The organism is Chromatiales bacterium (assembly GCA_014762505.1).
In the GTDB taxonomy this organism is placed as follows: domain Bacteria; phylum Pseudomonadota; class Gammaproteobacteria; order SpSt-1174; family SpSt-1174; genus SpSt-1174.
Genome location: JABURS010000043.1, coordinates 109532 through 133515, shown reverse-complemented (window position 1 = coordinate 133515; position 23984 = coordinate 109532). Strand labels below are relative to the sequence as shown.

At 64.8% G+C, this 23984-nt stretch carries 23 protein-coding genes; 5 read left to right on the top strand and 18 right to left on the bottom strand.

The genetic code is table 11. The features are described from left to right. Window positions 1-92 precede the first annotated feature (92 nt). A complete protein-coding gene (locus HUJ28_12405) occupies window positions 93-758 on the bottom strand; it encodes a hypothetical protein (protein ID MBD3620263.1) in 666 nt (221 codons plus the stop codon). 252 nt (window positions 759-1010) lie between these two features. Between HUJ28_12405 and HUJ28_12400 the strand changes: the two genes are divergently transcribed. Then, the gene (locus tag HUJ28_12400; protein MBD3620262.1) at window positions 1011-1259 is read left to right on the top strand and encodes an accessory factor UbiK family protein; all 249 of its coding nucleotides are present in this window, start codon (window positions 1011-1013) and stop codon (window positions 1257-1259) included. Window positions 1260-1310: 51 nt separating this feature from the next. Then, window positions 1311-2825 (top strand): YifB family Mg chelatase-like AAA ATPase, encoded by a 1515-nt coding sequence (locus HUJ28_12395; protein ID MBD3620261.1) that lies wholly within the window; start codon window positions 1311-1313, stop codon window positions 2823-2825. A 44-nt stretch (window positions 2826-2869) separates the two neighbouring features. Here HUJ28_12395 and HUJ28_12390 read toward each other — a convergent pair whose 3' ends face one another. The 9 genes from HUJ28_12390 to HUJ28_12350 form a co-directional block, all read right to left on the bottom strand. Further along, complete coding sequence (locus tag HUJ28_12390; GenBank protein MBD3620260.1) at window positions 2870-3373, bottom strand: FixH family protein; 504 nt, start codon at window positions 3371-3373, stop codon at window positions 2870-2872. Between the two features lie 7 nt (window positions 3374-3380). Then, the gene (gene ccoG, locus HUJ28_12385; GenBank protein MBD3620259.1) at window positions 3381-4781 is read right to left on the bottom strand and encodes a cytochrome c oxidase accessory protein CcoG; all 1401 of its coding nucleotides are present in this window, start codon (window positions 4779-4781) and stop codon (window positions 3381-3383) included. 15 nt (window positions 4782-4796) lie between these two features. Continuing rightward, window positions 4797-5075: a hypothetical protein gene (locus HUJ28_12380; protein MBD3620258.1), complete on the bottom strand. Its 279-nt coding sequence runs from the start codon at window positions 5073-5075 to the stop codon at window positions 4797-4799. A 14-nt stretch (window positions 5076-5089) separates the two neighbouring features. Next, on the bottom strand, window positions 5090-5974 hold the full coding sequence (gene ccoP / locus HUJ28_12375; GenBank protein ID MBD3620257.1) for a cytochrome-c oxidase, cbb3-type subunit III: 885 nt from the start codon (window positions 5972-5974) through the stop codon (window positions 5090-5092). Window positions 5975-5976: 2 nt separating this feature from the next. Next, a complete protein-coding gene (locus HUJ28_12370) occupies window positions 5977-6141 on the bottom strand; it encodes a cbb3-type cytochrome c oxidase subunit 3 (protein MBD3620256.1) in 165 nt (54 codons plus the stop codon). 5 nt (window positions 6142-6146) lie between these two features. After that, window positions 6147-6752, bottom strand: a complete 606-nt coding sequence (gene ccoO, locus HUJ28_12365) for a cytochrome-c oxidase, cbb3-type subunit II (protein MBD3620255.1) — start codon at window positions 6750-6752, stop codon at window positions 6147-6149. Between the two features lie 13 nt (window positions 6753-6765). Further along, on the bottom strand, window positions 6766-8172 hold the full coding sequence (ccoN, locus tag HUJ28_12360) for a cytochrome-c oxidase, cbb3-type subunit I (GenBank protein MBD3620254.1): 1407 nt from the start codon (window positions 8170-8172) through the stop codon (window positions 6766-6768). 230 nt (window positions 8173-8402) lie between these two features. Beyond that, window positions 8403-8864 carry a cytochrome c5 family protein gene (locus HUJ28_12355; protein ID MBD3620253.1) on the bottom strand — a complete coding sequence of 154 codons (462 nt, stop codon included), beginning with the start codon at window positions 8862-8864 and terminating at the stop codon, window positions 8403-8405. 182 nt (window positions 8865-9046) lie between these two features. Continuing rightward, the gene (locus tag HUJ28_12350; protein ID MBD3620252.1) at window positions 9047-9577 is read right to left on the bottom strand and encodes a MarR family transcriptional regulator; all 531 of its coding nucleotides are present in this window, start codon (window positions 9575-9577) and stop codon (window positions 9047-9049) included. Between the two features lie 154 nt (window positions 9578-9731). Here HUJ28_12350 and HUJ28_12345 point away from each other — a divergent pair, with 154 nt between their 5' ends. From HUJ28_12345 to HUJ28_12335, 3 genes are all read left to right on the top strand, one after another. Continuing rightward, window positions 9732-10835, top strand: a complete 1104-nt coding sequence (locus HUJ28_12345; GenBank protein ID MBD3620251.1) for an efflux RND transporter periplasmic adaptor subunit — start codon at window positions 9732-9734, stop codon at window positions 10833-10835. Next, complete coding sequence (locus HUJ28_12340; GenBank protein ID MBD3620250.1) at window positions 10832-13882, top strand: efflux RND transporter permease subunit; 3051 nt, start codon at window positions 10832-10834, stop codon at window positions 13880-13882. Before HUJ28_12345 ends, HUJ28_12340 begins: the two co-directional genes overlap by 4 nt. 277 nt (window positions 13883-14159) lie before the next feature. Further along, window positions 14160-14855 carry a hypothetical protein gene (locus HUJ28_12335; GenBank protein ID MBD3620249.1) on the top strand — a complete coding sequence of 232 codons (696 nt, stop codon included), beginning with the start codon at window positions 14160-14162 and terminating at the stop codon, window positions 14853-14855. 10 nt (window positions 14856-14865) lie between these two features. Here the strand turns inward: HUJ28_12335 and HUJ28_12330 are convergent, their stop codons facing one another. From HUJ28_12330 to HUJ28_12295, 8 genes are read right to left on the bottom strand one after another with little or no spacing between them, the layout of a single operon-like run. Then, entirely contained in the window at window positions 14866-15465 is a 600-nt protein-coding gene (locus tag HUJ28_12330) for a hypothetical protein (GenBank protein ID MBD3620248.1), read from the bottom strand. A gap of 43 nt (window positions 15466-15508) precedes the next feature. Continuing rightward, entirely contained in the window at window positions 15509-16807 is a 1299-nt protein-coding gene (locus HUJ28_12325; GenBank protein MBD3620247.1) for a PASTA domain-containing protein, read from the bottom strand. 14 nt (window positions 16808-16821) lie between these two features. Then, window positions 16822-17370 carry a hypothetical protein gene (locus HUJ28_12320; protein MBD3620246.1) on the bottom strand — a complete coding sequence of 183 codons (549 nt, stop codon included), beginning with the start codon at window positions 17368-17370 and terminating at the stop codon, window positions 16822-16824. Continuing rightward, window positions 17351-19963, bottom strand: coding sequence for a putative baseplate assembly protein (locus HUJ28_12315; protein ID MBD3620245.1), 2613 nt, complete (start codon window positions 19961-19963; stop codon window positions 17351-17353). Before HUJ28_12315 ends, HUJ28_12320 begins: the two co-directional genes overlap by 20 nt. Then, window positions 19963-20388, bottom strand: coding sequence for a GPW/gp25 family protein (locus HUJ28_12310; protein MBD3620244.1), 426 nt, complete (start codon window positions 20386-20388; stop codon window positions 19963-19965). The genes HUJ28_12315 and HUJ28_12310 overlap by 1 nt, the downstream gene beginning before the upstream one ends. Further along, on the bottom strand, window positions 20388-20729 hold the full coding sequence (locus tag HUJ28_12305) for a hypothetical protein (GenBank protein MBD3620243.1): 342 nt from the start codon (window positions 20727-20729) through the stop codon (window positions 20388-20390). The genes HUJ28_12310 and HUJ28_12305 overlap by 1 nt, the downstream gene beginning before the upstream one ends. Next, entirely contained in the window at window positions 20729-22303 is a 1575-nt protein-coding gene (locus tag HUJ28_12300) for a type IV secretion protein Rhs (protein MBD3620242.1), read from the bottom strand. Before HUJ28_12300 ends, HUJ28_12305 begins: the two co-directional genes overlap by 1 nt. After that, entirely contained in the window at window positions 22303-23004 is a 702-nt protein-coding gene (locus HUJ28_12295) for a hypothetical protein (protein MBD3620241.1), read from the bottom strand. The genes HUJ28_12300 and HUJ28_12295 overlap by 1 nt, the downstream gene beginning before the upstream one ends. Window positions 23005-23984: the final 980 nt, after the last annotated feature.

Below are 23984 nucleotides of genomic sequence, written 5' to 3'. Positions count from 1 at the left end.
GGCAGGGCCAGAACAGCACGCATGGAGCGCAAAAAAAAAGGCGCGATCACAACGTGATCGCGCCCAGGGCTCATGAAGATATAACGTGTTGCTTACAGATCGAAGCCGAGCGAGTAGCTCACGGCGAAGAGCGGATCTTCTTCGACGATCGGGTCACCAAGGGCGTCATCATCCGCAAAGGCCTTGGACACGGAGAAGCTCAGGTTGTCCGTGGCAGCGAAGTCGACCTGCACGTGCGAGTATTCCGGACCGCTGTTTTCCAGCTCCCAGCCGCCGTAGAAGGCGGTGAACTTGTCGTAGGTGAAGCCGATCTGGTAGTACAGGTCCTCGTCGGCATTGTCGTCCACCTGCTGGTAGAGGTTGACGAAGCCCGGGCCGTAGGTCAGACCCAGATAGACATCGGCAACAGCCGAGTCGCTGATGCTGACATCGGTACCTTCTTCCGGATACATGTAGTAGAAGTAGGCCACGTCGTAACCCAGGCCACCGACTTCACCGGCAAAACCGGCGTACAGGTCGGTCTCGTGACCATCGGTCTCGGTGCTGGTCCAGGCGCCGGCATAGAAACCGCTTTCGTGCGCGTAATCGAGGGAGCCACTGACCGCAGCGCCATCGGGGGTCAGGTTCTGACCGCGCCACAGGTACATGCTCGAGGCCGCGACGCTGGCGGACACTTCAGCAGAGGCGGTGCCGGCGGCACCGAAGAGGGAACCGGCCACAGCGGCGGCCAACAGCGACTTGGCAAATACGTTACGCATTATTCTTACTCCTGCGAGTGTGGTGATGAAAAAGGTGAAGCCTCGCTTTCCCCTATTGCACTCGCCGTGCCAAGTTTATTTTCTATTTATTATTCATGAAGTTATCTTTTTCATCGCTGCAGCCGCCACGCATGACAGGCAGATGAACCCGAGGTTCCTGCACGCTCGCGGTGCACGGAAATCGGGCAGCCGCACCCTAAACGTGCACCCATCCGGCTGGCAGCGATCAGCCGGCGTGATAAAGTAATCCCCATGAACGCGAAACTGATCGACGAACTCGCCCACCGCCTCAGCCAGGCCCTGCCCGAGGGCGCGGCCGCCTTCCAGCAGGATGTGGAGAAGAACTTCCGCGCCACCCTGCACAGCGCCCTGCGCAGGATGGACCTGGTTACGCGCGAGGAATTCGAGGTGCAGCAGGCACTGCTCGCGCGCAGCCGCGAGAAGCTCGAGCGCCTGGAGGCACAGATCCGCGAACTGGAGGCACGACTCGACGAGTCCTAGCCGCAGCACAGTGCCGGGCGGGACGCCCTACACGGCCATCAGGGAAGAGACATGTCACTCGCCAATACCTATTCCCGTTCTCAGGACGGCATCCATGCCCCGCTGGTGAGCGTGGAGGTCGATCTCGCCAACGGCCTGCCGAGCTTCTCCATCGTCGGCCTGCCGGAGACCGCCGTAAAGGAAAGCCGCGATCGCGTGCGCGCGGCCATCGTCAACTCCCGCTTCGAGTTCCCCGCCCGCCGCATCACCGTGAGCCTCGCCCCCGCCGACCTGCCCAAGGATGGTGGCCGCTTCGACCTGCCCATCGCCCTGGGCATCCTGGCGGCCTCGAAACAGATCTCCGCCGAACCGCTGCGGCAGTACGAGTTCGCCGGCGAGCTGGGCCTGTCGGGCGAGATCCGCCCGGTACGTGGCCTGCTGCCCATGGCCCTGGCCTGCCGCGACTCGGGACGGGCACTGGTGGTACCCGCCGAGAATGCCGACGAGGCCACGCTGGTACGCGAAGTCGAGGTGCTGCCCGCCCGCCACCTGCTCGAGGTCTGCGCCCACCTGCTGGGCGAAACACGCATCGCGCCACATGCCATCCGGGCACCGGATCAACTTCCGGACCCGGAACTGGATCTCGCCGACGTACATGGCCAGCACCATGCCAAGCGTGCACTGGAGATCGCCGCCGCCGGACAGCACAACCTGCTGATGATCGGGCCGCCGGGCACCGGCAAGACCATGCTGGCCTCGCGTCTGGCCACCATCCTGCCTCCGCTGACCGACGCCGAGGCCATCGAGACGGCGGCCGTGGCCTCCATCGGCGACAGCGGCTTCGACATCCGCCACTGGAAACGCCGCCCCGTTCGCTGCCCGCATCACACGGCCTCGGGTGTGGCGCTGGTCGGCGGCGGTTCGCATCCACGCCCGGGCGAGATCTCGCTCTCGCACAACGGCGTGCTCTTCCTCGACGAACTCACCGAGTTCGACCGGCGCGTGCTGGAGGTCCTGCGCGAACCCATCGAGACGGGCCGCATCACCATCTCCCGGGCGGCCCGCCAGGCGGAGTTTCCAGCCCGCTTCCAGCTCGTCGCCGCCATGAATCCCTGCCCGCAGGGCTATGACTGCGACCTCGGCGAGCACTGCCGCTGTACGCCGGAACAGCAGCGCCGCCATCGCGCCCGCATCTCCGCCCCGCTGCTGGACCGTATCGACCTGCAGATCGAGGTGCTGCGACCTGCACGCGAGGCGCTGGAGCGAACGGAGGCGGGTGAGGACAGCGCGACCATACGCGACCGCGTGCTGGCCGCGCGCGAGCGGCAGCTGTCCCGGGCGGGCAAACCCAATGCACAGCTCAACAACCGGGAACTGGCGCGTGACTGCGCACTGGATGAGACGGATGCAGGGCTCCTGCAGGAGGCCATCCGCCGCTTTGGCCTGTCGATGCGTGCCGAGCATCGCATCCTCAAGGTGGCCCGCACCATCGCGGACCTGGGCGACTCTGCGCGCATCAACACCACGCACCTGACCGAGGCACTGACCTACCGGGCGATGGATCGCTGGCTGGGTCGCCAGCGCTGACCGCTGCTGCGCCGGTTCAGTGATTCGGCACGGTCACCAAACCCTCAGTGCACCTCCGGCTCCAGCAGCATCGCCCCCCGGTCCTGCGGGTTCCAGCGCCCCTGCAGTCGCCACTGGCGGTCTTCGGGCATGAGCAACACACGCCACTCCCCAGGCCCCGGATCCTTCAACTGCCCGTGATAAGCACCATCCGGCCCCGGCAGCAGCACGACATCCTGATCGCGATCGGCCAGGGTCGGATGTACCAGGAAGATCTGCAGACGCGAGGGCCGCGCACTCGCCTCATCAGCCGTGAGCCGCACACGCAGCCCCGCCTCGGTGAGCACGAGCTCGGCCGACAACCCCTGCTCGGCCGCCACGCGATCCCGCCCCAGCTCCTGGTTGATGGCCAGTCCCGCCTTGTAGTACTCGTCCACCACCAGGGTGTCATCGGTCTGCAGGGCGAGATGGATGGTGAACAGGCTCGCGGCCACGGCACTGGCCGGCAACCCGATCAGCACCCAGGGCCAGAACTGTCGATACCAGGGCGGCGGCGTGTTTGCGTGCATGCTGACCTCAGCGGTTGATGGGACCCAGGAAACGGGCGTCCTGCGTACGACGCAGTTTCGGATCGTCCACGGCGGTGGCGGTGAAGCGTATCTCGGTGCTGGCACGTTCCAGGTGCACCGGGTCGGCCTGCACCCGCACCGGCAACGTGACCAGCTCACCACCCGGTACCTCGATCTCGGCCTGTTCTGCCACCAGACGCAGGTCGGGAATACCCTCCACCGTCAGGACGAAGCGCTGCGTGACATCCTGCATATTGATAAGCCGCAGCGTGTAGACATTCTCCGCCAGCCCCAGGGTGGTCTCGCGATACAGGGTATTGCGGTCGCGCATCACGTCGAGCTGCAGCGGCACGCGCGTGGCCAGGCCATAGACCAGGCCGGCCGTGATGACGAGCAGGATGAGGGAATAGATCACGATGCGCGGCCGCAGCACGCGCGTGCGCCCTCCCTGCATGGCATTCTCCGTGGTATAGCGGATGAGTCCCTTCGGATAGTTCATCTTCTCCATCACCTGGTCGCAGACATCGACACAGGCGGCACAGCCGATGCACTGGTACTGCAGGCCGTCGCGGATGTCGATGCCGGTCGGACAGACCTGCACGCACAGCGTGCAGTCGATGCAGTCCCCCAGGCCACGTGCACGATGATCCTCGTCGCGCTTGCGCGAACCGCGCGGCTCGCCCCGCGACTCATCGTAGGAAATGACCAGCGTGTCCCGGTCGAACATCGCGCTCTGGAAACGCGCGTAGGGACACATGTAGATGCAGACCTGTTCGCGCATCCAGCCTGCATTGCCGTAGGTCGCAAAGCCGTAGAACAGCACCCAGAAGGTCTCCCAGGGCCCGGCATTGAACTGCAGGAGCTTCACGGCGAGTTGATGGATGGGCGTGAAATAGCCGACGAAGGTGAAGCCCGTCCACAGGGCAAACAGGATCCACACCAGGTGCTTGCCGCCCTTGATGGCCAGCTTGTGCAGCGACCAGGGGGCCTTGTCGAGCTTCATCTGCCGTGGCCGGTCACCCTCGATGCGGCGCTCGATCCACAGGAAGACCTCGGTCCACACCGTCTGCGGACAGGCATAACCGCACCACAGGCGGCCTGCCAGGGTGGTAAAGAGGAACAGTGCGAGTGCGGCCACCACCAGCAGCATGACGAGAAAGAAGAAGTCCTGCGGCCAGAAGGTCAGGCCGAAGACATGGAACTTGCGTGCAGGCAGGTCGAACAGCACCAGCTGCTGCCCGTTCCAGTGCAACCAGGGGATGACGTAGTAAAGCCCCAGCAGGGCCAGTACGGCGGCCACGCGCAGGCGTGCAAACACGCCATGCACCTCACGCGGATAGATCTTCTCGCGCTTCCTGTAGATCTCGACCGGCACCTCGGTCGGCGGACTGGGTGTCTTCTGACTCATGACGGCTTGCGGGTATCAGCCACCACGACGCGGATTGAGTTCGTCGCAGGGCTTTCTGAAATAACAGGTCAGCGCACAGGAGGTGGAGGTCAGCATCCAGAACAGGAAGAAACCGATGCTGTAGGCCTCCAGACGTTCCAGCTGTTCGACCCCGAGCAGCATGCCCAGGTCCACCGGGTCGAAGGCGGTGAAGAACAGGATGGTGGCGACCCCGGCCGTCAGAAATGACGGCCAGAGCACGGAGACCACCTTCTGGATGCGGGGAATGTCCTTCGTCCGGGTTTCGCTGTCCATGGACCCTCCTGGGCTTACTGCCGGCTGAGGCCGTACACGTAGGCGGCGAGGATGTGCACCTTCTCCTCGCCCAGGAATTCCTCGTGGGCCGGCATCTGGCCGTTGCGCCCCTCGCGAATGGTCTTCTCGATCACGCCCAGCGAACCGCCATACAGCCAGACGTTGTTGGTGAGATCGGGAGCACCCATCGCGGTGTTGCCCTTGCCATCGGCACCGTGACAGGCCGCGCACATCATGAAGTGCTGCTGGCCGGCGGCAACCAGCTGCGGGTCGGCCTCGCGCCCACTCAGGCTGACCACGTAGGCGGCCACCTCCTTCACCCCCTGCTCGCCGAGTGCGGCACCGAACGGCGGCATCACGCCGCTGCGCCCGTGCAGGATGGAGGTCTTGATGGCCTGCGCATCACCGCCCCAGAGCCACTCGTCGTCGGCCAGGTTCGGGAAGCCCGGCGCCCCGCGGGCATCCGAGCCGTGACACTGCGAGCAATAGGTCAGAAACAGGTTCTGCCCCATCTGCCGCGCCTCCGGGTCGGCCGCCACCGCGGCGATCTCCTGGTTCGCGTACTGGGCGAAGATCGGGCCATAGGTGGCATCCGCCTGCGCCATCTCCTCCTCGTACTGCTGCGTCTGGCTCCAGCCGAGTACGCCCTGGAAGTTGCCAAGCCCCGGGTAGAGGATGAAATAGATCACGGCGAAGATCAGCGTGAGATAGAACATCCACAACCACCAGCGCGGCAACGGGTTGTTGTATTCACGCAGTCCGTCCCATACGTGGCCGGTGGTGTTCTCGGTACCGGCCGCTGCCGGTCCCGAGCGGGCGCTGAACCGGATCAGCCACCAGCAGCCCAGCAGATTGATGACCGTAATGACGATGACCCACCAGTGAAAGAACGCACTCATGTTCAATCCTCCTCCCGCTTGCGGGATGACTGCTCGTCCTCGAGCGGCAGACGCGAGGCCTCGTCGAAGTCGCGCTTGCGCCGGCCGCTCCAGGCCCAGATCACGATGCCGATGAAAATGACCAGCAATACGACGGTGTAGATGCTGTGAAAGGTTGCTCCGTCCATCTCGCTCACCGCTGCTTGATGGCGGTGCCCAGCACCTGCAGATAGGCGATCAGGGCATCCATCTCGGTCTTGCCTTCCACCGCCTGCGCAGCCCCTTCTATCTCGGCATCGCTGTAGGGCACACCGAGGGTGCGCATGGCCGCCAGCTTCTTCGGCGTGACCTCGTGATCGATGACGCGTTCCTCCAGCCAGGGGAAGCCCGGCATGTTGGATTCGGGCACCACATCGCGCGGATTGATCAGATGGACGCGATGCCACTCGTCCGAATAGCGACCGCCCACGCGCGCCAGGTCCGGCCCGGTGCGCTTGGAGCCCCACTGGAAGGGATGGTCGTAGACGAACTCGCCGGCCACCGAATAATGACCGTAGCGCTCGGTCTCGGCCCGGAAGGGCCGGATCATCTGCGAATGGCAGGTATAGCAACCTTCACGCACGTAGATGTCGCGTCCTTCCAGCTGCAGTGCGCTGTAGGGCTTGAGCCCTTCCACAGGCTCGGTGGTGGACTGCATGAAAAACAGTGGCACGATCTCCGCCAGGCCACCGAAGCTCACCACCACGAGGATGAGCACGGCCATCAGCCCGACGTTCTTCTCAACGATTTCATGACTCATGTCTCGTCTCCTCTCACGCCGGCTGCGGCACGGGGGCCTCGTCGGCCCTGCCCGCGGCAATCGTCTTCCACACGTTGTAGGCCATGAGGAACATGCCGAACACCACCAGCACGCCACCGATGAAGCGCACCGTGTAGTAGGGGTACATGCGCACCAGCGACTCGGTGAAGCTGTAGGTGAGCGTGCCGTCGGCATTCACCGCACGCCACATCAGGCCCTGCATGACGCCCGCGATCCACATGGAGACGATGTACAGCACCACGCCGATGGTGGTGGTCCAGAAGTGCCACTCGATGAGCCGGGTGCTGTACATGCGCTCACGACCGAAGAGCTGCGGGATGAGCACGTAGAGCGAGCCCACCGAAACCATCACCACCCAGCCGAGTGCGCCGGAATGCACGTGTCCGATGGTCCAGTCGGTGTAATGCGAGAGGGCATTCACGGTCTTGATCGACATCATCGGGCCCTCGAAGGTCGACATGCCGTAGAACGACAGCGAGACGATGAGGAAGCGCAGGATCGGGTCGTCGCGCAGTTTGTGCCAGGCGCCCGACAGCGTCATCATGCCGTTGATCATCCCGCCCCAGGACGGGGCCAGCAGTACCAGCGACATCACCATGCCGAGCGACTGCGCCCAATCCGGCAGCGCCGTGTAGTGCAGGTGATGCGGGCCGGCCCACATGTAGATGGCGATCAGCGCCCAGAAGTGCACCACCGACAGGCGATAGGAATACACGGGCCGCCCGGCCTGCTTGGGCACGAAGTAGTACATCATGCCGAGGAAGCCCGCGGTGAGGAAAAAGCCCACCGCGTTGTGTCCGTACCACCACTGCACCATGGCATCGATGGCACCGGGATAGACCGAATAGGACTTGGTCAGGGTGATCGGCAAGGCCGCGCTGTTGACGACGTGCAACAGGGCCACGGTGAGGATGAAGGCGCCGTAGAACCAGTTGGCCACGTAGATGTGCTTCACCTTGCGCTTCATGATCGTGCCGAAGAACACGATGGCGTAGGACACCCACACCACGGTGATCAGCAGGTCGATGGGCCACTCCAGCTCGGCGTATTCCTTGCTGGTAGTGATGCCCAGAGGCAGGGTGATGGCCGCCAGCACGATGACCGCCTGCCAGCCCCAGAAGGTGAACCCGGCCAGCCTGTCCGAGAACAGACGGGCGTGGCAGGTGCGCTGCACCACGTAGTAGGAGGTGGCGAACAGCGCCGAGCCGCCGAAGGCGAAGATCACCGCATTGGTATGCAGCGGCCGCAGGCGGCTGTAGGTGAGCCAGGGTATGTCGAAATTGAGTTCCGGCCAGCGCAGCTGGGCCGCGATATAGACACCGACGAGCATCCCGACGATACCCCAGACCACCGTCATCACGGCGAACTGGCGCACCACCCGGTAGTTATAGGTCTCCATCGTATGACGCCCCCAAAGGTTGAGACAGGTGGGGCCTGCCGGCTCCCCATTGGCCGGCAGGCGACACGGACCTCAGGATGCCTGCAACGGATGACGGGGATGTTGACCTAGATCAACCGGGCATTGATAGGGGCATAGACAGGGCTTATCACCCGGGCGGTGGCTGACGACGGGCACAAAAAAGGCGCGCCCCGATGGGGCGCGCCTTGGAGAGATCGAAGCCGGCAGGCTTACTTCGACTTGCCGACCATGAACTCCACGACCTTCTTCACGTCCTCGTCGCTCAGGCTGGAATCGCCGCCCCGCGCGGGCATGGCATTGAAGCCGTTGATCGCGTGCGAGACCAGGGTATCCATGCCCTTGGAGATACGCGGGGCCCAGTCACCCTTGTTGCCGACCTTGGGGGCCCCCACCGCACCGGTGTCGTGACAGGCGGCGCAGACCTGGGCGTAGATATCTTCCGGAGCACGCACGACCGGACCGGTCTGCTTCTCGCCGGAGACCACGGTGCCGATCGGCTGCAGGCGTTCCTCGATGGCAGCCTGGCGCATGCTGCTCTCGCCACCGGCGCCGGTGCCTTCATCGACCTTCGTCACCAGACGGGCCAGCAGGAAGATCACGACGGCCAGCAGCACGAGAATGCCCAGTACCATCATGAACTTCGCCATGAAATCTTTGTCTTCTTGATGCACGTTTTCCTCCTAAATGCCCCATGCGTGCAAGGCGCGCGATTCGGGCAACCCAAGTCGGACACCACGGTGAAAAAACAGCCGCGGATTATACGGGAAAAGTCCGATATGCACCAGAATGCCGCGCCGGCCGGGGCCGGCCGCCGCTAACCACATAAATACGCAGTGATTTTGCCGTACCCGGTCTAGGACGGCGCCTCGCAACACTCCCCACCCTGCTCCAGGGCGATGAGCAGACGACGCAGATCGCCCGTCAGGTGCGCGGCCTCCTCCGTCGAGAACAGGCCCATCAGCCGCCGGGCGGACTCGGCACGCCGCTGCACCGCCGTATCGACCAGCTCGCAACCGGCCGGCGTCAGGCGCACCAGTACTTGGCGGCGGTCGCTGGGGGAGGCGGCCCGCTCCACCAGCCCGCGGGCCTGGAGACGGTCGAGCCGGTGTGTCATGCCGCTGCAGGTCATGAGCACGCTGCGCGCCAGTTCCCCGGCCGAGAGCTCGTAGGGCTCCCCCTTGCGCCGCAGGGTGGCCAGCACATCGAATTCCCAGGGCTGGATGTCGAAGGGGGCGAAGCTGGTCTTGGCCTGCTGCTCGATATAGCGCCCGAGCAACACGAGCCGCAGAGTGACGGCCGATGCCGAGAGGTCGAGGTCGGGGCACGCCAGCTGCCATTCGGCCAGTGCCCGGTCGACGCGATCCTGTGGGATATCCTGATTCATAACCCGCATATTACCAGAATGTTTCGATATTTATTTTTTCGACATCGAAATATTTCTGTGCGAAGCTATGCGCTATATGTAGTCGCCGGGACGGCCAGCTACATGCCACACCCCGCGAATGCCACACGAATAAAAACACGTAAGGTGTCCATCCATGAAGCGCCTGCTGATCGTCCTCGCCCTGTTCGTCGCCATCTTCGGCCCCATCGCGGCCTGGAAGGCCTTCTCCTTCCACATGATGAACAAGATGCTCTCGCAGCCCCAGCCACCGGCGGTGATCGCCGCCACGGAGGTACGCGAGGAGACCTGGCAGCCTGCGCTCGAGGCGGTCGGCAGCCTGGTCGCCGAAAACGGCATCACGGTGACCACCGAGATGGCGGGCAAGGTGGCCGAGATCCGTTCGCCCTCGGGCTCGCTGGTGGCGAAGGGCGATGTGCTGCTCACCCTGGATGATTCCGTGGAGCGCGCCGCGCTGGCGGCGCTGCGCGCGGATGCCCGTCTGGCCCGGGTGAAGTTCGACCGGGCCGCCGACCTGCTGCCCAAGCGCGCGATCTCCCAGGCCGAATACGACGAGCGCCAGGCCGCCTGGGAATCCGCCGAGGCCCTGGCCGAGGCGGAAGCCGCGCGCATCAAGCGCATGACCATCCGCGCCCCCTTCAGCGGCCAGCTCGGCATCGTCGAGGTCAGCCTCGGCGAGTACCTGCAGCCCGGCGACCCCATCGTCAGCCTGCAGGCACTGGACCCGATCTTCGTCGACTACACCCTGCCCGAACGCTATTTCCCGCGCCTGGCCGTCGGCCAGACCGTGAACCTGTCGGTCGACGCCCTGCCCGACGAGACCTTCACCGGGCAGGTGAGTGCGCTGGAGTCCGGCATCGATGCCGGTACCCGCACGATCAAGGTCCGTGCCACGCTGGCCAATCCCGAAGGGCGGCTGCGCCCGGGCATGTTCGCCGAGGTGCAAACCGTCGAAGGCCGCGAGGAGCGCGTGCTCACCGTGCCGCGCACGGCCGTGAGCTTCAACACCTACGGCGACTTCATCTTCGTCATCGAAGCCGGTGAAGGCGAGGGCGCACTCGTGGCCAGACGGCGCCAGGTGACCACCGGCGAATCCCGCGAGGGTCACGTCGTGATCACCCGGGGCGTGGAGGCCGGCGAGCGCGTGGTGCGCGCGGGGCTGGTCAAGCTGCGCGACGGCCAGGCCGTGACCATCGACAATTCCGTTGAACTCGACGACGCCGGGATCACCCAGGAATGAAATTCACCGACATCTTCATCCAGCGCCCGGTACTGGCCACCGTCGTCAGCCTGCTGATCCTGCTCGTGGGCCTGCGCTCCCTCGGCCTGCTCGACGTGCGCCAGTACCCGGAGATGCAGAACACCGTGGTCACGGTCACCACGGCCTATCCCGGTGCCAATTCCGAGCTGATCCAGGGCTTCATCACCACGCCGCTGCAGCAGGCCATTGCCGAGGCCGACGGCATCGACTACCTGTTCGCCACCAGTTCGCAGGGGGTCTCGACCATCGAGGCCCACATGCAGCTCAACTACGACCCGAACGCCGCGGTCGCCGAGATCCAGGCCAAGGTCGCCAGCCAGCGCAACGTACTGCCGCAGGCGGCCGAGAGCCCGGTGATCGACGCCACCACCGGCGACTCCACCGCGTTGATGTACGTGGCCTTCTTCAGCGACGAGGTGCCGCGCCCGCAGGTCACCGACTACGTGCTGCGCGTGGTGCAGCCCCAGCTGCAGGCCCTGCCGGGCGTGGCCAAGGCCGAGCTCTATGGCCAGCAGTTCGCCATGCGCATCTGGCTGGACCCCAAGCGCATGGCCGCGCTGGACATCACCGCCGAGGAAGTCGCCGACGTACTGCGTGAAAACAACTACCAGGCCGGCATCGGCGCCACCAAGGACAAGTACGTCTCCATCGTGCTCACGGCCAACACCGACGTGAGCAACGTCGAGGACTTCAACAAGCTGGTGGTGCGCAACGAGGGCGGCGCGCTGGTGCGCCTGCGCGACATCGCCCGCATCGAGCTGGGCGGCGAGAGCTACGATTCCACCGCCTGGTACAAGGGCGTGCCCGCCGCCTTCATCGGCATCCAGCCCGCACCGGGCGCCAACCCGCTCACGGTCGCCAACCTCGTCAACGAGGAGATCCCGCAGATCCGCGCGCAACTGCCGGACGGCATCGACGTCCGCATTCCCTACGATGCGAGCCGCTTCATCGAGGACTCCATCGACGAGGTCTACAAGACCATCGGCGAGGCGGTGATCATCGTCCTGCTGGTCATCTTCCTCACCCTGGGCTCCTGGCGCGCGGCCATCGTCCCGGCCGTGGCCGTGCCGCTGTCGCTGATCGGCGCGGCCTTCATCATGCTCGCCCTGGGCTACTCGCTGAACCTGCTCACCCTGCTGTCCATGGTGCTCGCCATCGGCCTGGTGGTGGACGATGCCATCATCGTGGTGGAAAACATCCACCGCCACATCGAGGAAGGCATGAGCCGCTTCGATGCCGCCATCCAGGGGGCGCGCGAACTGGCCGTGCCCATCATCGCCATGACCACCACCCTGCTGGCAGTCTACGCGCCCATCGGCTTCATGGGCGGGCTCATCGGCACCCTGTTCACCGAGTTCGCCTTCACCCTCACCGCCGCCGTGCTCATCTCCGGCGTGGTCGCGCTCACGCTCTCGCCCATGCTCTCGGCCAAGGTGCTCAAGCCACATGGCAGCGAGGGACGTTTCGAGCAGCAGGTCGAGCGCGTCTTCAACTGGCTGTCGGACCGCTACCTGCGCCTGCTGCGCGGCAACCTCAACAAGATCCTGCCCACCGTGGTGTTCGGCATCGGCGTGCTGGCCTCGAACTACTTCATGTTCGTCACCGCCAAGCCCGAGCTCGCGCCCGACGAGGACCAGGGCATCATCTTCTACATGGCAAACGCGCCACGCACCGCCACGCTGGACTACCACGAGGCCTATGCGCGCGACATCCAGAACCGCTTCGAGGAGTTTCCCGAGTACAACGACAGCTTCATGATCCTGGGCATGACACCGGACACCACCTTCGGCGGCTTCAAGATGGTGGCCGACAGCGAGCGCGAGCGCTCGCAGGGCGAGGTCCTGCCCCAGCTGCAGCAGGCCCTGGCCGGTGTGGCCGGCTACAGTACTGCCGCCTTCCCGCGCCCGAGCATCCCGGGCTCGAGCGGCGGCCTGCCGGTGCAGTTCGTGCTCACCTCCGACCGGCCGCACGAGGAGATCGCCGGGTACGCCGACCAGATCATCGGCAAGGCCATGCAGAGTGGCCAGTTCATGTTCCTGAAGAAATCGGTGGACATCGACCGCCCGGTGATCACCATCGACATCGACCGTGACCGTGCCGGAGACCTGGGCATCAGCATGGGCGAGATCGGCCGCAGCCTGGGTGCCATGCTGGGCGGCGGCTACGTGAACCGCTTCAACCTGGAGGGTCGCAGCTACAAGGTCATCCCCCAGGTCGAGCGCGAGTTCCGCCTCACCGCCGAGATGCTGAAGGACTACTACGTGCGCTCGGGCAATGGCGAGCTGGTGCCGCTATCCACCATCGCCAGCCTCGAGCGCGGTGTGGAACCCTCGAACCGCACCCAGTTCCAGCAGCTCAACTCCATCACCGTGGAAGGCGTGCCCTTCCCGGGCGTGACCCTGGGTACCGCGCTGGACTATCTCGAGACCACCGCCGCGGACATCCTGCCGCGCGGTTACGGCACCGACTACCGGGGTTCGTCGCGCCAGTACGCCCAGGAGAGCGGCGGCCTGATCGTGACCCTGTTCCTCGCACTGATCGTCATCTACCTAGTACTGGCCGCACAGTTCGAGAGCTGGCGCGATCCGCTCATCGTCATGGTATCGGTGCCGCTCGCAACGGCCGGGGCACTCATCTTCATCACCCTGGGCTTCTGGGCCATGAGCGTGAACATCTACACCCAGGTGGGACTCATCACCCTGATCGGCGTGATCGCCAAGCACGGCATTCTCATCGTCGAGTTCGCCAACCAGCTGCAGATCCGCGACGGACTCTCGAAACGCGAGGCCGTGGAACAGGCCGCCGCCATCCGACTGCGCCCCATCATCATGACCTCCATCGCGCTGATCGTGGCCATGATCCCGCTGCTGCTGGCGACCGGACCGGGCGCAGTCAGCCGCTTCCACATCGGCCTGACCATCGTCGCCGGCCTGGGTATCGGCACGCTGTTCACCCTGTTCGTGCTGCCGGCCTTCTACCTGCTCATTGCCCGCGATCACAGCAAGCTGCGCGCACAGGCCAGCTGACACCCCGGATCACAGGCACCAACACAAAGGCCCACCGCATCCGGATTGATGCGGTGGGCCTTTTGCCTTGTGGGCACCCGGTTCCTGTGCTTGAATCCATGGCGACGCTCAAACCGTTTCACCACGTCTGTGGTACCGGGCGGACACAAAGGAGACTGGGGCATGGAGATTGCTGCAAAGTTTTCCGGCATCGCGCCGATGATTGCTGGCGGAGGCCTTTCCACTCACTCCGTCACCGCCGTATCGGCATCATCCGGACACCCCGACAGGTAGGCCCATGGACAAGCTTCGCACCCCTGTCTTTATCGCCGCCCTCGTCGTCATGGCCCTCGTGGTGCTCATCGAGCTGGGCTCGACGGCCTACCTGGGCGAATTCGAACCAGGCCAGCAGGAACTGCCAACGCCCGGCCTGGGCATCGCCTATCTGGCCCTGCTCGATGGCCTCATACTCTTCACTGTTGGTCTGATCGGGCTCTCATTACTACTGCCCGAGCGCATACACGGGCGACTCCAGGGCATCGCCACCTTCTTCTTCTCGCTGGCGGTGCTGATTCTGGCCATCACCATGATCTTTGTCGCCATCGGCCTGCTCATGCTCATGGTGACACTGCTGATGGCCGTACCCTTCGGCACGCTGGCCTATCTCGCCACCTACGCGAACTTCGAAGTCGGCGCGGCACAGGCCACCCTGGGAAGCATCATGGCGCTCAAGATCGTCTTCGCCGTACTCCTGGTGCTCGCACACCAGCGCTTCCTCGAGAACAAGGGGCTGGTGCTGATCGTGCTCAGCTCGTTGCTGGCCAACGTGGTGATTGCATTCACGCATGCATTCCCGCGCCTCCTGGTCAGCATCACCGACGACATCGGCGCCATCATCGTCGCCATCCTGGCCGCCATCTGGGCGCTCGTATTCCTGATCGGATCGATCCCGGCCGTGATCAAGGCACTGCGCATAGACCGGGCAGTGGGCTGATAATCGACCATCAGTGCAGTTTCAATCTGAGCTCGCGTCTCGGACTTGCCGTGCACCCCTTGCATGCGAGCACCAGCGTACCGCCCTTTCGCATCACCACCAGGCTCACAGGCTTTCCTTCCTCCTGGCGGATCCAGCAGACCGCAGATGAATCTTCTTCCTCGTCTGCGGGCCGGTAAGCGACCTCCAGTCGCGGTGAACCGGCAACCCTGTTATACGGTTCACAGGCTGTATCCAGGGTATATTCACTGTCCCCCTGTTCAACCGACCGCAACCAGACGGGGGTCGCATCCCCTTCAACACCAATCTCCAGCTTGCGATAGTCGTGTTCGTTCGAGCCCCGGATGTCCAGCCGGCACGACGGCTTTCCCTGGGTCAGCACCAGGCCTTCACTGGCACGCTGCGCATTGCAGGAAAGGCGCTTCACCTCGACCCGGGGCCCCGCGTCAGCGAACAGGCCTTCCAGGCGCCCGGCTATCGTCGTCTTGATCCCGGCCATGGATACCGTGTCGTCATCCTTGCGACCGATACCCACGCCAAGCGCAAGCAGATAAAGCACCGTGATCAGCACCAGCACCACGACAATCAGTATCAGTTTTTTCTTGTCCATGACGATGCTGTCCCGCGCCCTTTCAGGCGCGGGACGGAGCTCCTTATCGTGGCGGGATGTGTATCACACCCGGCTGAATCGGCAGGGGATTGAGCACGAGCAACTTGTCCCAGGTGACATGGCGGATGCGCATCACCCCTGGGCTTGCGCCTATCTCCGCCGTGAAGGTGAAGGCGGCGTAACGTCCCTCGCTGGTCCTGGCACATACCCAGGTTCCGGCACGCAGCCGCGTGACATCGATGACACTTGCAGAGAGCGCAGCATCCTTGCAGGCGAAATAGTCCGGCTGACCCGAGCCCATGACCCGGAAGGTCGCACCATTCTCCGGTGCCAGGTATCGCCGCGTTGCCGTTTCAGCACGGAACCAGAAATCGGCACCACTGCTTGTCTCCGCCCCGGAATCCAGGTCCCCATGCCAGGTCTGACGCACCGAGAAGATCCCCTGCTTGTGGATTCCCGGCGCCACCGGCGCCGCCTTGGCGAGCACCACCGAGACGCTGGAATCCCTCGGCAGACTGGTTCCAGACGACGGGCTCTGGCGCAGGACCGTTCCGGCGGTTGTCGAGGTAGTGACCTCGGTAGTGACATTCCCCAGCTTCAGCCCGGCCGCCTCGAGCCGCGCCGTCGCGGCAGCCTGTGTCAGGCCACCAAGATCGGGCACCGTCGCGGTCATGTCGGCCTCCGCGACGACGATCGAGACACTGGATTCCTTCGCCACCCGTTCTCCTGCCGGAGGGTCCTGCCTCAGCACGATGTCAGGCGCGACATCCTCACTGGCCTCTCGCGTGATATCACCGCGCGTCAGACCAGCGGCATCGATCTCATCCGCCGCCTCGGTCTGGGACAGGCCGACCAGGTCGGGCACGGTGGCCTTCGTAAAGTGGGCAATGGCCCACCAGGTGACGCCGCCGACCACCAGCACGGCCAGGATCACGGCGATGATCCACCAGGGGAACGGCTTCTTCGGCTCCGTGACGACCGGCTTCTCTTTCACCTCGAAGGCGATTCCGTCCCCGGTCGTGTAATCCTCACTCGGTGCGTCCGTGGAATACACCTCGACACGGAAGGTATATTTCCCTGCCGACGCATCACCCGCCTGTATGGGCACGGTGAGCTGGATCGTCTTGTCCGGATCGAGATCCCATTCCTGCTGACGCTCGTTGGCGGGAAGATGAATCTTTCCTATCCAGCCGCCTTCTGCGGGCGCATCCACATGCACGCGCGCACCGATACGCAAACGCCGGCCACTCACGTTATGTACATTGATGACGTGTTGCGCGACACCGCTGTCATCACATACCACGCTGGTGGTGGCTGCCCTGATTTCGACGATACTGGCCATGCCTTACTCCCTGGTCAGGTATTGAATACGAGTTCGTAGGTCACATACACCGGCTTTTCCTGCTCGAGAATTCGTTCGACCAGCGAACGGTGAGGAGCAGCAGCAGCCGGGGCGTTCACCCGGATATGAAACGGCAGGGGCAGACCATGTTCGTCCACCACCTGCTCGTCGATTTGAAAACCCTGCAAGCCGGTTGCCACCTCCAGGAACCGGCGCAGACCTCCACGCGTGCCCCGCCATTGCGACAGCTCGATGGCGGCGGCGATCAATTCACGCAGGCGTCCGACACCCGTCGACAATGTCTGCGTCTCGCTCAGATCACCCTCAGCCCCCCTGGCGTACTCCGGGAAGAACCGGTCCAGATCGACCCAGGACGCCAGCACAGGCACCATGGCATCCGGCGTGCGGTAGGGATCGAAATATCTGTCCACATCGCTCAGCACCTCCTCCGACGGCCCGTGCAGCGCCTCCATGACCTCGAGCAGGGCAGGCAGCACCCCGCCCGGATGCAGGGTGCGCCGAAACACCTCGGGCAGAAGCGACTCAATCGTGCTGGAGTTCATCTTCGCCTATCACCTTTATCTCGTGCTCACCCGAACAGAAGAGCCAGGTAGGAGGCAGGGTCACCCGGTCACTGAACGTACGCGAAGAACAGGATTCGAACCTTCCGCCCCCATCCTGACTCCGGTATATCCCTCTCATCCCGGCCGCCATCAGCCAACGACCATCGGCACTCGCCGCCAGGCCATCAACGGGCTCGAACCTGCGCAGTTCACGCAAAGGAAGTCCACCGTTCACGCCGGAGGCCTTCCAGTCCGCGTCACGCGCCTCCAGGTCGAGCGACAGCACGCCGCCACGCTGCGTGGCGGCGTAGGCCCTGTTATCGACGAAGGCGAGAAAGCGGCAGCTGCTGGCATCCCAGCCCTTGGCGAAGCCGATCCAGCCTTCTGGATTGTCTTCTGCACCGGTCAGCAGCCAGCGGAAACAGCCCTTGCCCGGATCGTCACCCACCGCCGCCATGCCTGCCCAGATGTAACGCCGCAAGCCCACATGCTGTACCTCGAGCACGCGCACCTCCTCGTTCCTGAGGCCAATATTGCTGAAGGTCCGCGACTGGCCACCCTGGTGGGAGAGATACACACCCTTTTTGCCGCGCGCGGCGACCGCCACGCTGACGCCACCCATGGCGTCACTCGATACCGCGACATTGTAGAAACCCAGGCCGAGGTCATCCGGCTCGACCACCAGCTGCTCCGGCACGGCGGCCTCCTGCACCCTCACATAGTAAAGGCCGGCCTCGGTGGCGAGCATCAGGCCGGGCGTATCGTTCTGCTCGACCCATGCCATGTCGTAGATCTGGAAATCGGTACGGGGACCGGCCTCCCAGGTATCGCCGCAGTCCGTGGAGAAATAGACGCGCGATGACTGGGTCTCACCGGGAAACTCGGTCACCACCGCGAGAAATCCGGCACGCGCCGGACGCCGTCCCGATTCGGTGGGCGTGGCCGCCTCGCGAGGATAGGGCTTCAACAGCACGGGCGACTCGTCATCGAAGCGCCGCAACTGCTCCCAGCCCTCGCCGTTGTTCATGGAACGGTAGATCGCATCGCCTGCTGCGGCATACCAGGTATTCGGCTGGAAGGCATCCACCGTCACGGCTCGCACCTCGGCATCCGGTGCATGATCGACCTGCAGGGCGAGATCATCGACGGTACGCACCCCGGGTTCGGAACTGAGGACCTTGTACACATGCCAGTTGGTCAGGGCATGGCCGAAAGGCCACGCGGCAACGCCGTCCTCGGCCGCCAGGGGACTGAGGGTCCGGTTGAGACGGCGCAGGACACGTGTACGCACGGCATCCGGGTCTTCCTCGCGATAGACCACGACGGTTGCCTTGACGACGACCTGCTTGTAGCGGGCCCAGGACAGCAGGCACTGGGTGCCGAGTGGACGGCGCTCATCGAGCGTCTTCTGCAATGCTGCCAATGAGCTGACATTTTCATGGGCATGCAGCTGTTCGAGGGTGACTCGGTCGCCGGACCAGGCCTGCACCGGCACGGAGGGCACGAGCACCAGTTCGGCCGCGCCCGGCTGCGCATGACGCCAGATGGATGCACGGGTAAAGGCCTTGGCGCGTGCCACTGCCCCCGAGCTCCGCTCGGCGAGCATCTCGAAGTCGCGCGCCGTCACGGCACGATGCAACGCGTGTATCTCCTGCGCGCCGCGGCGCATGGCGTTATCCAGTGTCTCGGTCGCCCTCCCCCCGCTGGCCGGCACCGGGTTTGTCACCTGCACGCCCGGGATTGCATCCTTTAGCTGGGTGAGCGTCTGCGCCGTCACATTTCCCGCATCCCCTCCGCCCTGCAGATACCAGGCGCGAATCTCCGCATCCTTCGGCGGGATCTCCGCAAGAGCCCGCGCCTCGGTCAGACCTTCTTTACCACCCAGGTGAATGGCCGGAGCGAACTGAATCAACCCGCTCAGGCGATCGGCGACGAACACGAACCGGTCTTCCACCGGATCGCTGAAGTTCTGCACCTCGCGCCAGATCCGGAACGCCTTGCCCTCGTATCTCAGGGCCGGGGTATCCGAACCCAGTTCGCTGGCATCGACTTCCACCCCGACCACCAGTTGCAGGCGCGGATCGGTGGCGGCCACGACAGGGTGCTGACGCAGCCGAAGCGACTGACCGGCCAGCCCGGTGCCATGCCCCAGGAGCTCGGCATCGATCATCGTGGCATGAAACCCGGGCACCTCCACCCCGGTCGCCCCGGCATCGATCGTGGCCGACTCCAGCGTCACGAACACCGGCGCATCAGCACCGCCTGCCGCGGACACGCGCGTACCGCGCGGTATCGTCACTGCCTTTTCACGTGCGCGAGCCAGGCTGAAACGCAACTGCGTGGAGGCGGCAGTCGGCGCATACAGCTTCACGCCGATCAGACGCAGGAACTCGATGTACGCCTTTTCCGGCAGCCGGTTGAGGCGATACAACATGGTCTCGGTCAGGTGGGCGAAGACGTCCACCAGCACCATGCCCGGATCGCCGGGCGACCGGTCGCTCCACTCGGGGCAACGCTGGTCGATGACATGCAGTGCATCGGCGACCAACTGCTCGAAATCGCGATCGTCGAGATTGGGCGAACGCAGCGGCATCAGATCTCTCCCTGTTCCAGCATGACAGTCACGGTCAAGGCATCCTGCTGCAGCGTGCGGCGCACGCGATATGACAGCCAGACATCCATACGATGCGACTCCTCGAGGTTGGCCGTCGCATCCACATCCAGCACATCCACACGCGGCTCCCATCGTTCGATTGCACGTCGCACGTAGTGGATCGCAAGCCCATGCGTGGTGGCATCGTTCGGTGCGAATGCCAGGCGGTACAGCTCGCAGCCATAATCGGGGCGCATCACGCGTTCGCCAGGCCTGGTCGTGATCAGCAACAGCAGGGACTGTCGCACCGAGGCCGCCTCACTCACCATGGCGATCGCGCCGGTACGCGATACCCCGATACCCTGTCCCTCGACAGGGGTATCGAAATCCGGATGCACGAAGCGCCAGGCCCGATAGCGCTCCATCAGCGCCCCTCCTCCACGAGATCCTGGCCACTACGCCGCACCTTGTACTCGACGGCTCCCGGCGGCGTCCCGTCGGTGAGCCCCGTTACGGTGTCCAGGCAGACGGGGCGGCCGTCGATGCGAAGCAGCGCGGAATATCCCTGCTTCACCTTCAATGTGGCCGTGCATGGCTTGATGGTTGGCCCCACGTTCGGGCATCCGACGATGGGCCGACCTTCCGGATCGGTTGCCACGAGTACCCTCCGGCGCTCGATGCTGACCAGGTCCTGTGTCGCCACAATACCCACCAGCCCCGTCTCATGGGCACAGACCAGCACGGCATCTTCCGTCAGCCAACGCATCATGCACTCTCGAAATCTATGGACTTGCCACGTATGGTGATCGACCGTCCCGGGGCATCGATCTCCAGGTCCACCCCCGCGTGCAGGCGTACACGCTCGGAGGACAGCTCGATGAAACTGCCGTCACTGTTGCCGGCCCGCAGTCGATCCGGCGCGAGTTCCAGGAACTCACCGTTGTCGTTCTTGACTGTGACGCGTCGCCGCCCGTCATCGAGCGTCAGTTGCTGACCGCCCGGTGTTCGGAACAGGAAGCGCTCGACCGCACCGGATGCCACGCCTGCTTCATCCGGCGGCGTCACTTCACCGTACAAACCACCCAGCACCACGCCCTGGGCGGGGTCGTCATCTGCAAACATCACCAATACGCGATCGCCTGTATCGGGCAAGGCGACAAGGCCCTTGTCCTTGCCCGCACCCGGGAGCAGCACCTGCAACCAGAGCGAGTCGGTGTCTGCGAAACCTGGCAGGCTCACCCGCACACGGCCGAGACCCTGCGGGTCGTCGACATCGGTTACCAGACCGATGGTCATGCCGCCCTGGTCGGACGACGTCGTTGACTCGGCCACCGATGTGTCGATCTCGGTGAGATAGCCGCGACGGCGATCGATACGATGCCTGGCAGCTGTGAGCACATATCGCCCGTTAACGGCAGCCGCCAGGCCGCTCACCTGCACTACCCTGCCCGGATGCAACGCAGGATCACCCGCGGCCACCCCGGCCAGCACCACTTCGTTGGCATGTCGCCGGTCGAGCTCGGCCTGGGCCAGGGCATCAGCCTGGACCGTATCCTGCAGGGTACGGCCCGCCAGGCTGCGCACCGGCTCGCCGCCAACGCGCTCCGGTTCGGCAGTGGCTGCGACTCTTCGTCCGGAACGGGCGGCCGTGGCATGCCCGGGGCGTGGCGCCGCCTCCCAGGGATCCCAGGCATGGACATCGACGCCACGGCAGGCCCGGTCGGAATTGACCTCGACGCCCGCCTCGAGCAATGAATCGCCGAGCACCAGTTCCTGCGCCGGGTACTCCATCCCCTCGAGCGTCATCAGCCGGAGGACGTCGTCATGCAGATAAAAGTAGTAGCCGCCACGTTCGGCCAGGGTACGGAGCAGTTCCAGATCCGACTGACGATGCTGAACAAGCCAGCGCAGCATCGGCCCGTCGTCCTCGCCTTGCACGGTGATCCCGATATCGGCCACCAGGCTGCCGGCAAGTGCGGCCAGCGTCTGGTCGGCGTGGGCGCGCACCGGCTGGCGCTTGCGCAGACGATGCAGACGGTCGTAGCAACGCACACGGAGCTCGCGCCCCCGGTCTGCCCCATACCGATCGTTGACGGCCGTCACCTCACCAGCGAACAGGCGTCGCCTCTCTTGCGTGACGGTCACGATCAGCGTACTGCCGGGCATCAGCGTATCGAGGTCACTCTCCACCGGCAGGTCATGGAAGACCAGCTCGCATTGACTGGGCCGTGACAGCTGTTGCGACACCATGATCTCTCCCAGTGCCTGCTGACAGGCAGCGGACAAGGCCTGGCCATCCACCGCCACCCCGATCTCCGGCAATGTGACAACCGCATCCATCAATCGGTCTCTGGCTCGATGAAGGAAGGAATTTCCAGCTGCAGCCCTGGCGCGAGCCGAAAGGGACTCTCCAGTCCATTGAACTGCGCGAGGCGTCGCCACAGCGAGGCGTCGCCATAGTAGCGGTAGGCCAGCGTATCGAGCCGGTCGGCCGCCCCCTCGCCCTGGACACCCGAGACCTCGTGCACCTGGATCCCATCGGGTGAGGCGGGCTGGGCACCCTGCTGCGGCCAGTCGCCGACCGACCCGCCCGGGTGCATACCGGGACGCCGTGTTGTCGCCACGTCCGATACGGCGCGCAGCATCCGCAGTCGCAGCCATGAGCGACGTGGCGCACCGTCGGCAGTGAAATACTCCAGACGCTCGGCGATTGCCGCGATGACGCCCGGGATGTTCCAGCTCTTCCCCCAGAAGAACCGCACCTGGGGTGGGCGCCCCCTGCCCCCGGACAGGGCAGAGTTCTCCGCCAGGCCCCATAGCGGCCCGGTGAGATCACGCACATCGGCGCTGCGAATGCTGGAGCCGTCCAGCGTTACGTCGAACAGCAGATTGAGCGTCAGCTCTGTCCAGCCGCCACCCGTGAGCAGCAAGGGATCATCGAGCAGATTCGCGCCGCTCAACAGCCCGCCGGCCGATTCCCGCGGCCTGACCCCGGACTGCCGTCGCAGCTGTACCGACTCCGGATTCAGCAGGCAGCTCACGCGCTGACCAGTCTCCTCGACCAGGAAGGCTACCCTCTCCAAGCCACCCCCTCCTGCTCACGACGCAGCCGGCTCCGATGCCTCTGCAGCCATCCGTTCCCGTCATGCCCTTCGTGCTCGCGCGTTTCCTTCGGCAGGACGGGCCAGCTCCCGGGACGGTCCTCCGTCCCGTCGGTCTCGTCCGGCAGCCTTGGCCATGGTGGCCGCAGTAGCACCTCGTCAACCTCGCTGTGCCCCTGCGCCACGGCACCGGCCCTGCGCGACCTGGGCTGCTGTGCGGCGACCGCCTCCTGCGACATTGCCTGCCGGCCCGTGTACGACACCTGTTCCCGCGCATCCGCCGACCCGGCTGAGTGACTCTTTTGCGTCCTCGAGCCGTCCAGTGCCTCGCCACGCGATATCTTCCCCTCCGGCCTGTCACCGGCTTCGTGACCCGACGCCATGGCATCGACAGGCTTGACGGGTGACCGGGGCAGCGCATCGCGCCTGTTCGCCACGGAAGCAGCCATGCGGTCCTTCGTGCGCGCCGCGTCATGGGGCGGCGCATGTCGAACCACGCCCGTCGCTGCCGCCGGGGAAACATCTGCCTGCGCCCCGCCCGCCGAGACCACGACTGCGTCGGCAGCGTCCTTCGCCGGCTCCGTTTTGCGCACGGTTTGGTGTCGGCGGGCCGTATCGTCCACCGGTGGGAGATCAGCGCGCGCCTGGATTCCCTGCACGCCACTATGGACCGGATCGCCCTGACGCGCCGCCCCCCTGCCGCGATCCCGCACATTCACTACCCCGGCAACAGGGCGTGCAGCTGTCTCGGCGGATACGCGGTCATGCCTGGCCGGCATGGATGCCACTTCCTCGGTTCGTCCACCGGACTCACCCCGGCGTCGTGCCGGTGTCGATTCCCGGGGAGATGTCGGGCCGAGGTTCGGCTGACGCTCGGCCACGCCATGCAGGGGCGGGCGCCGCAACAACCAGGGGGCACG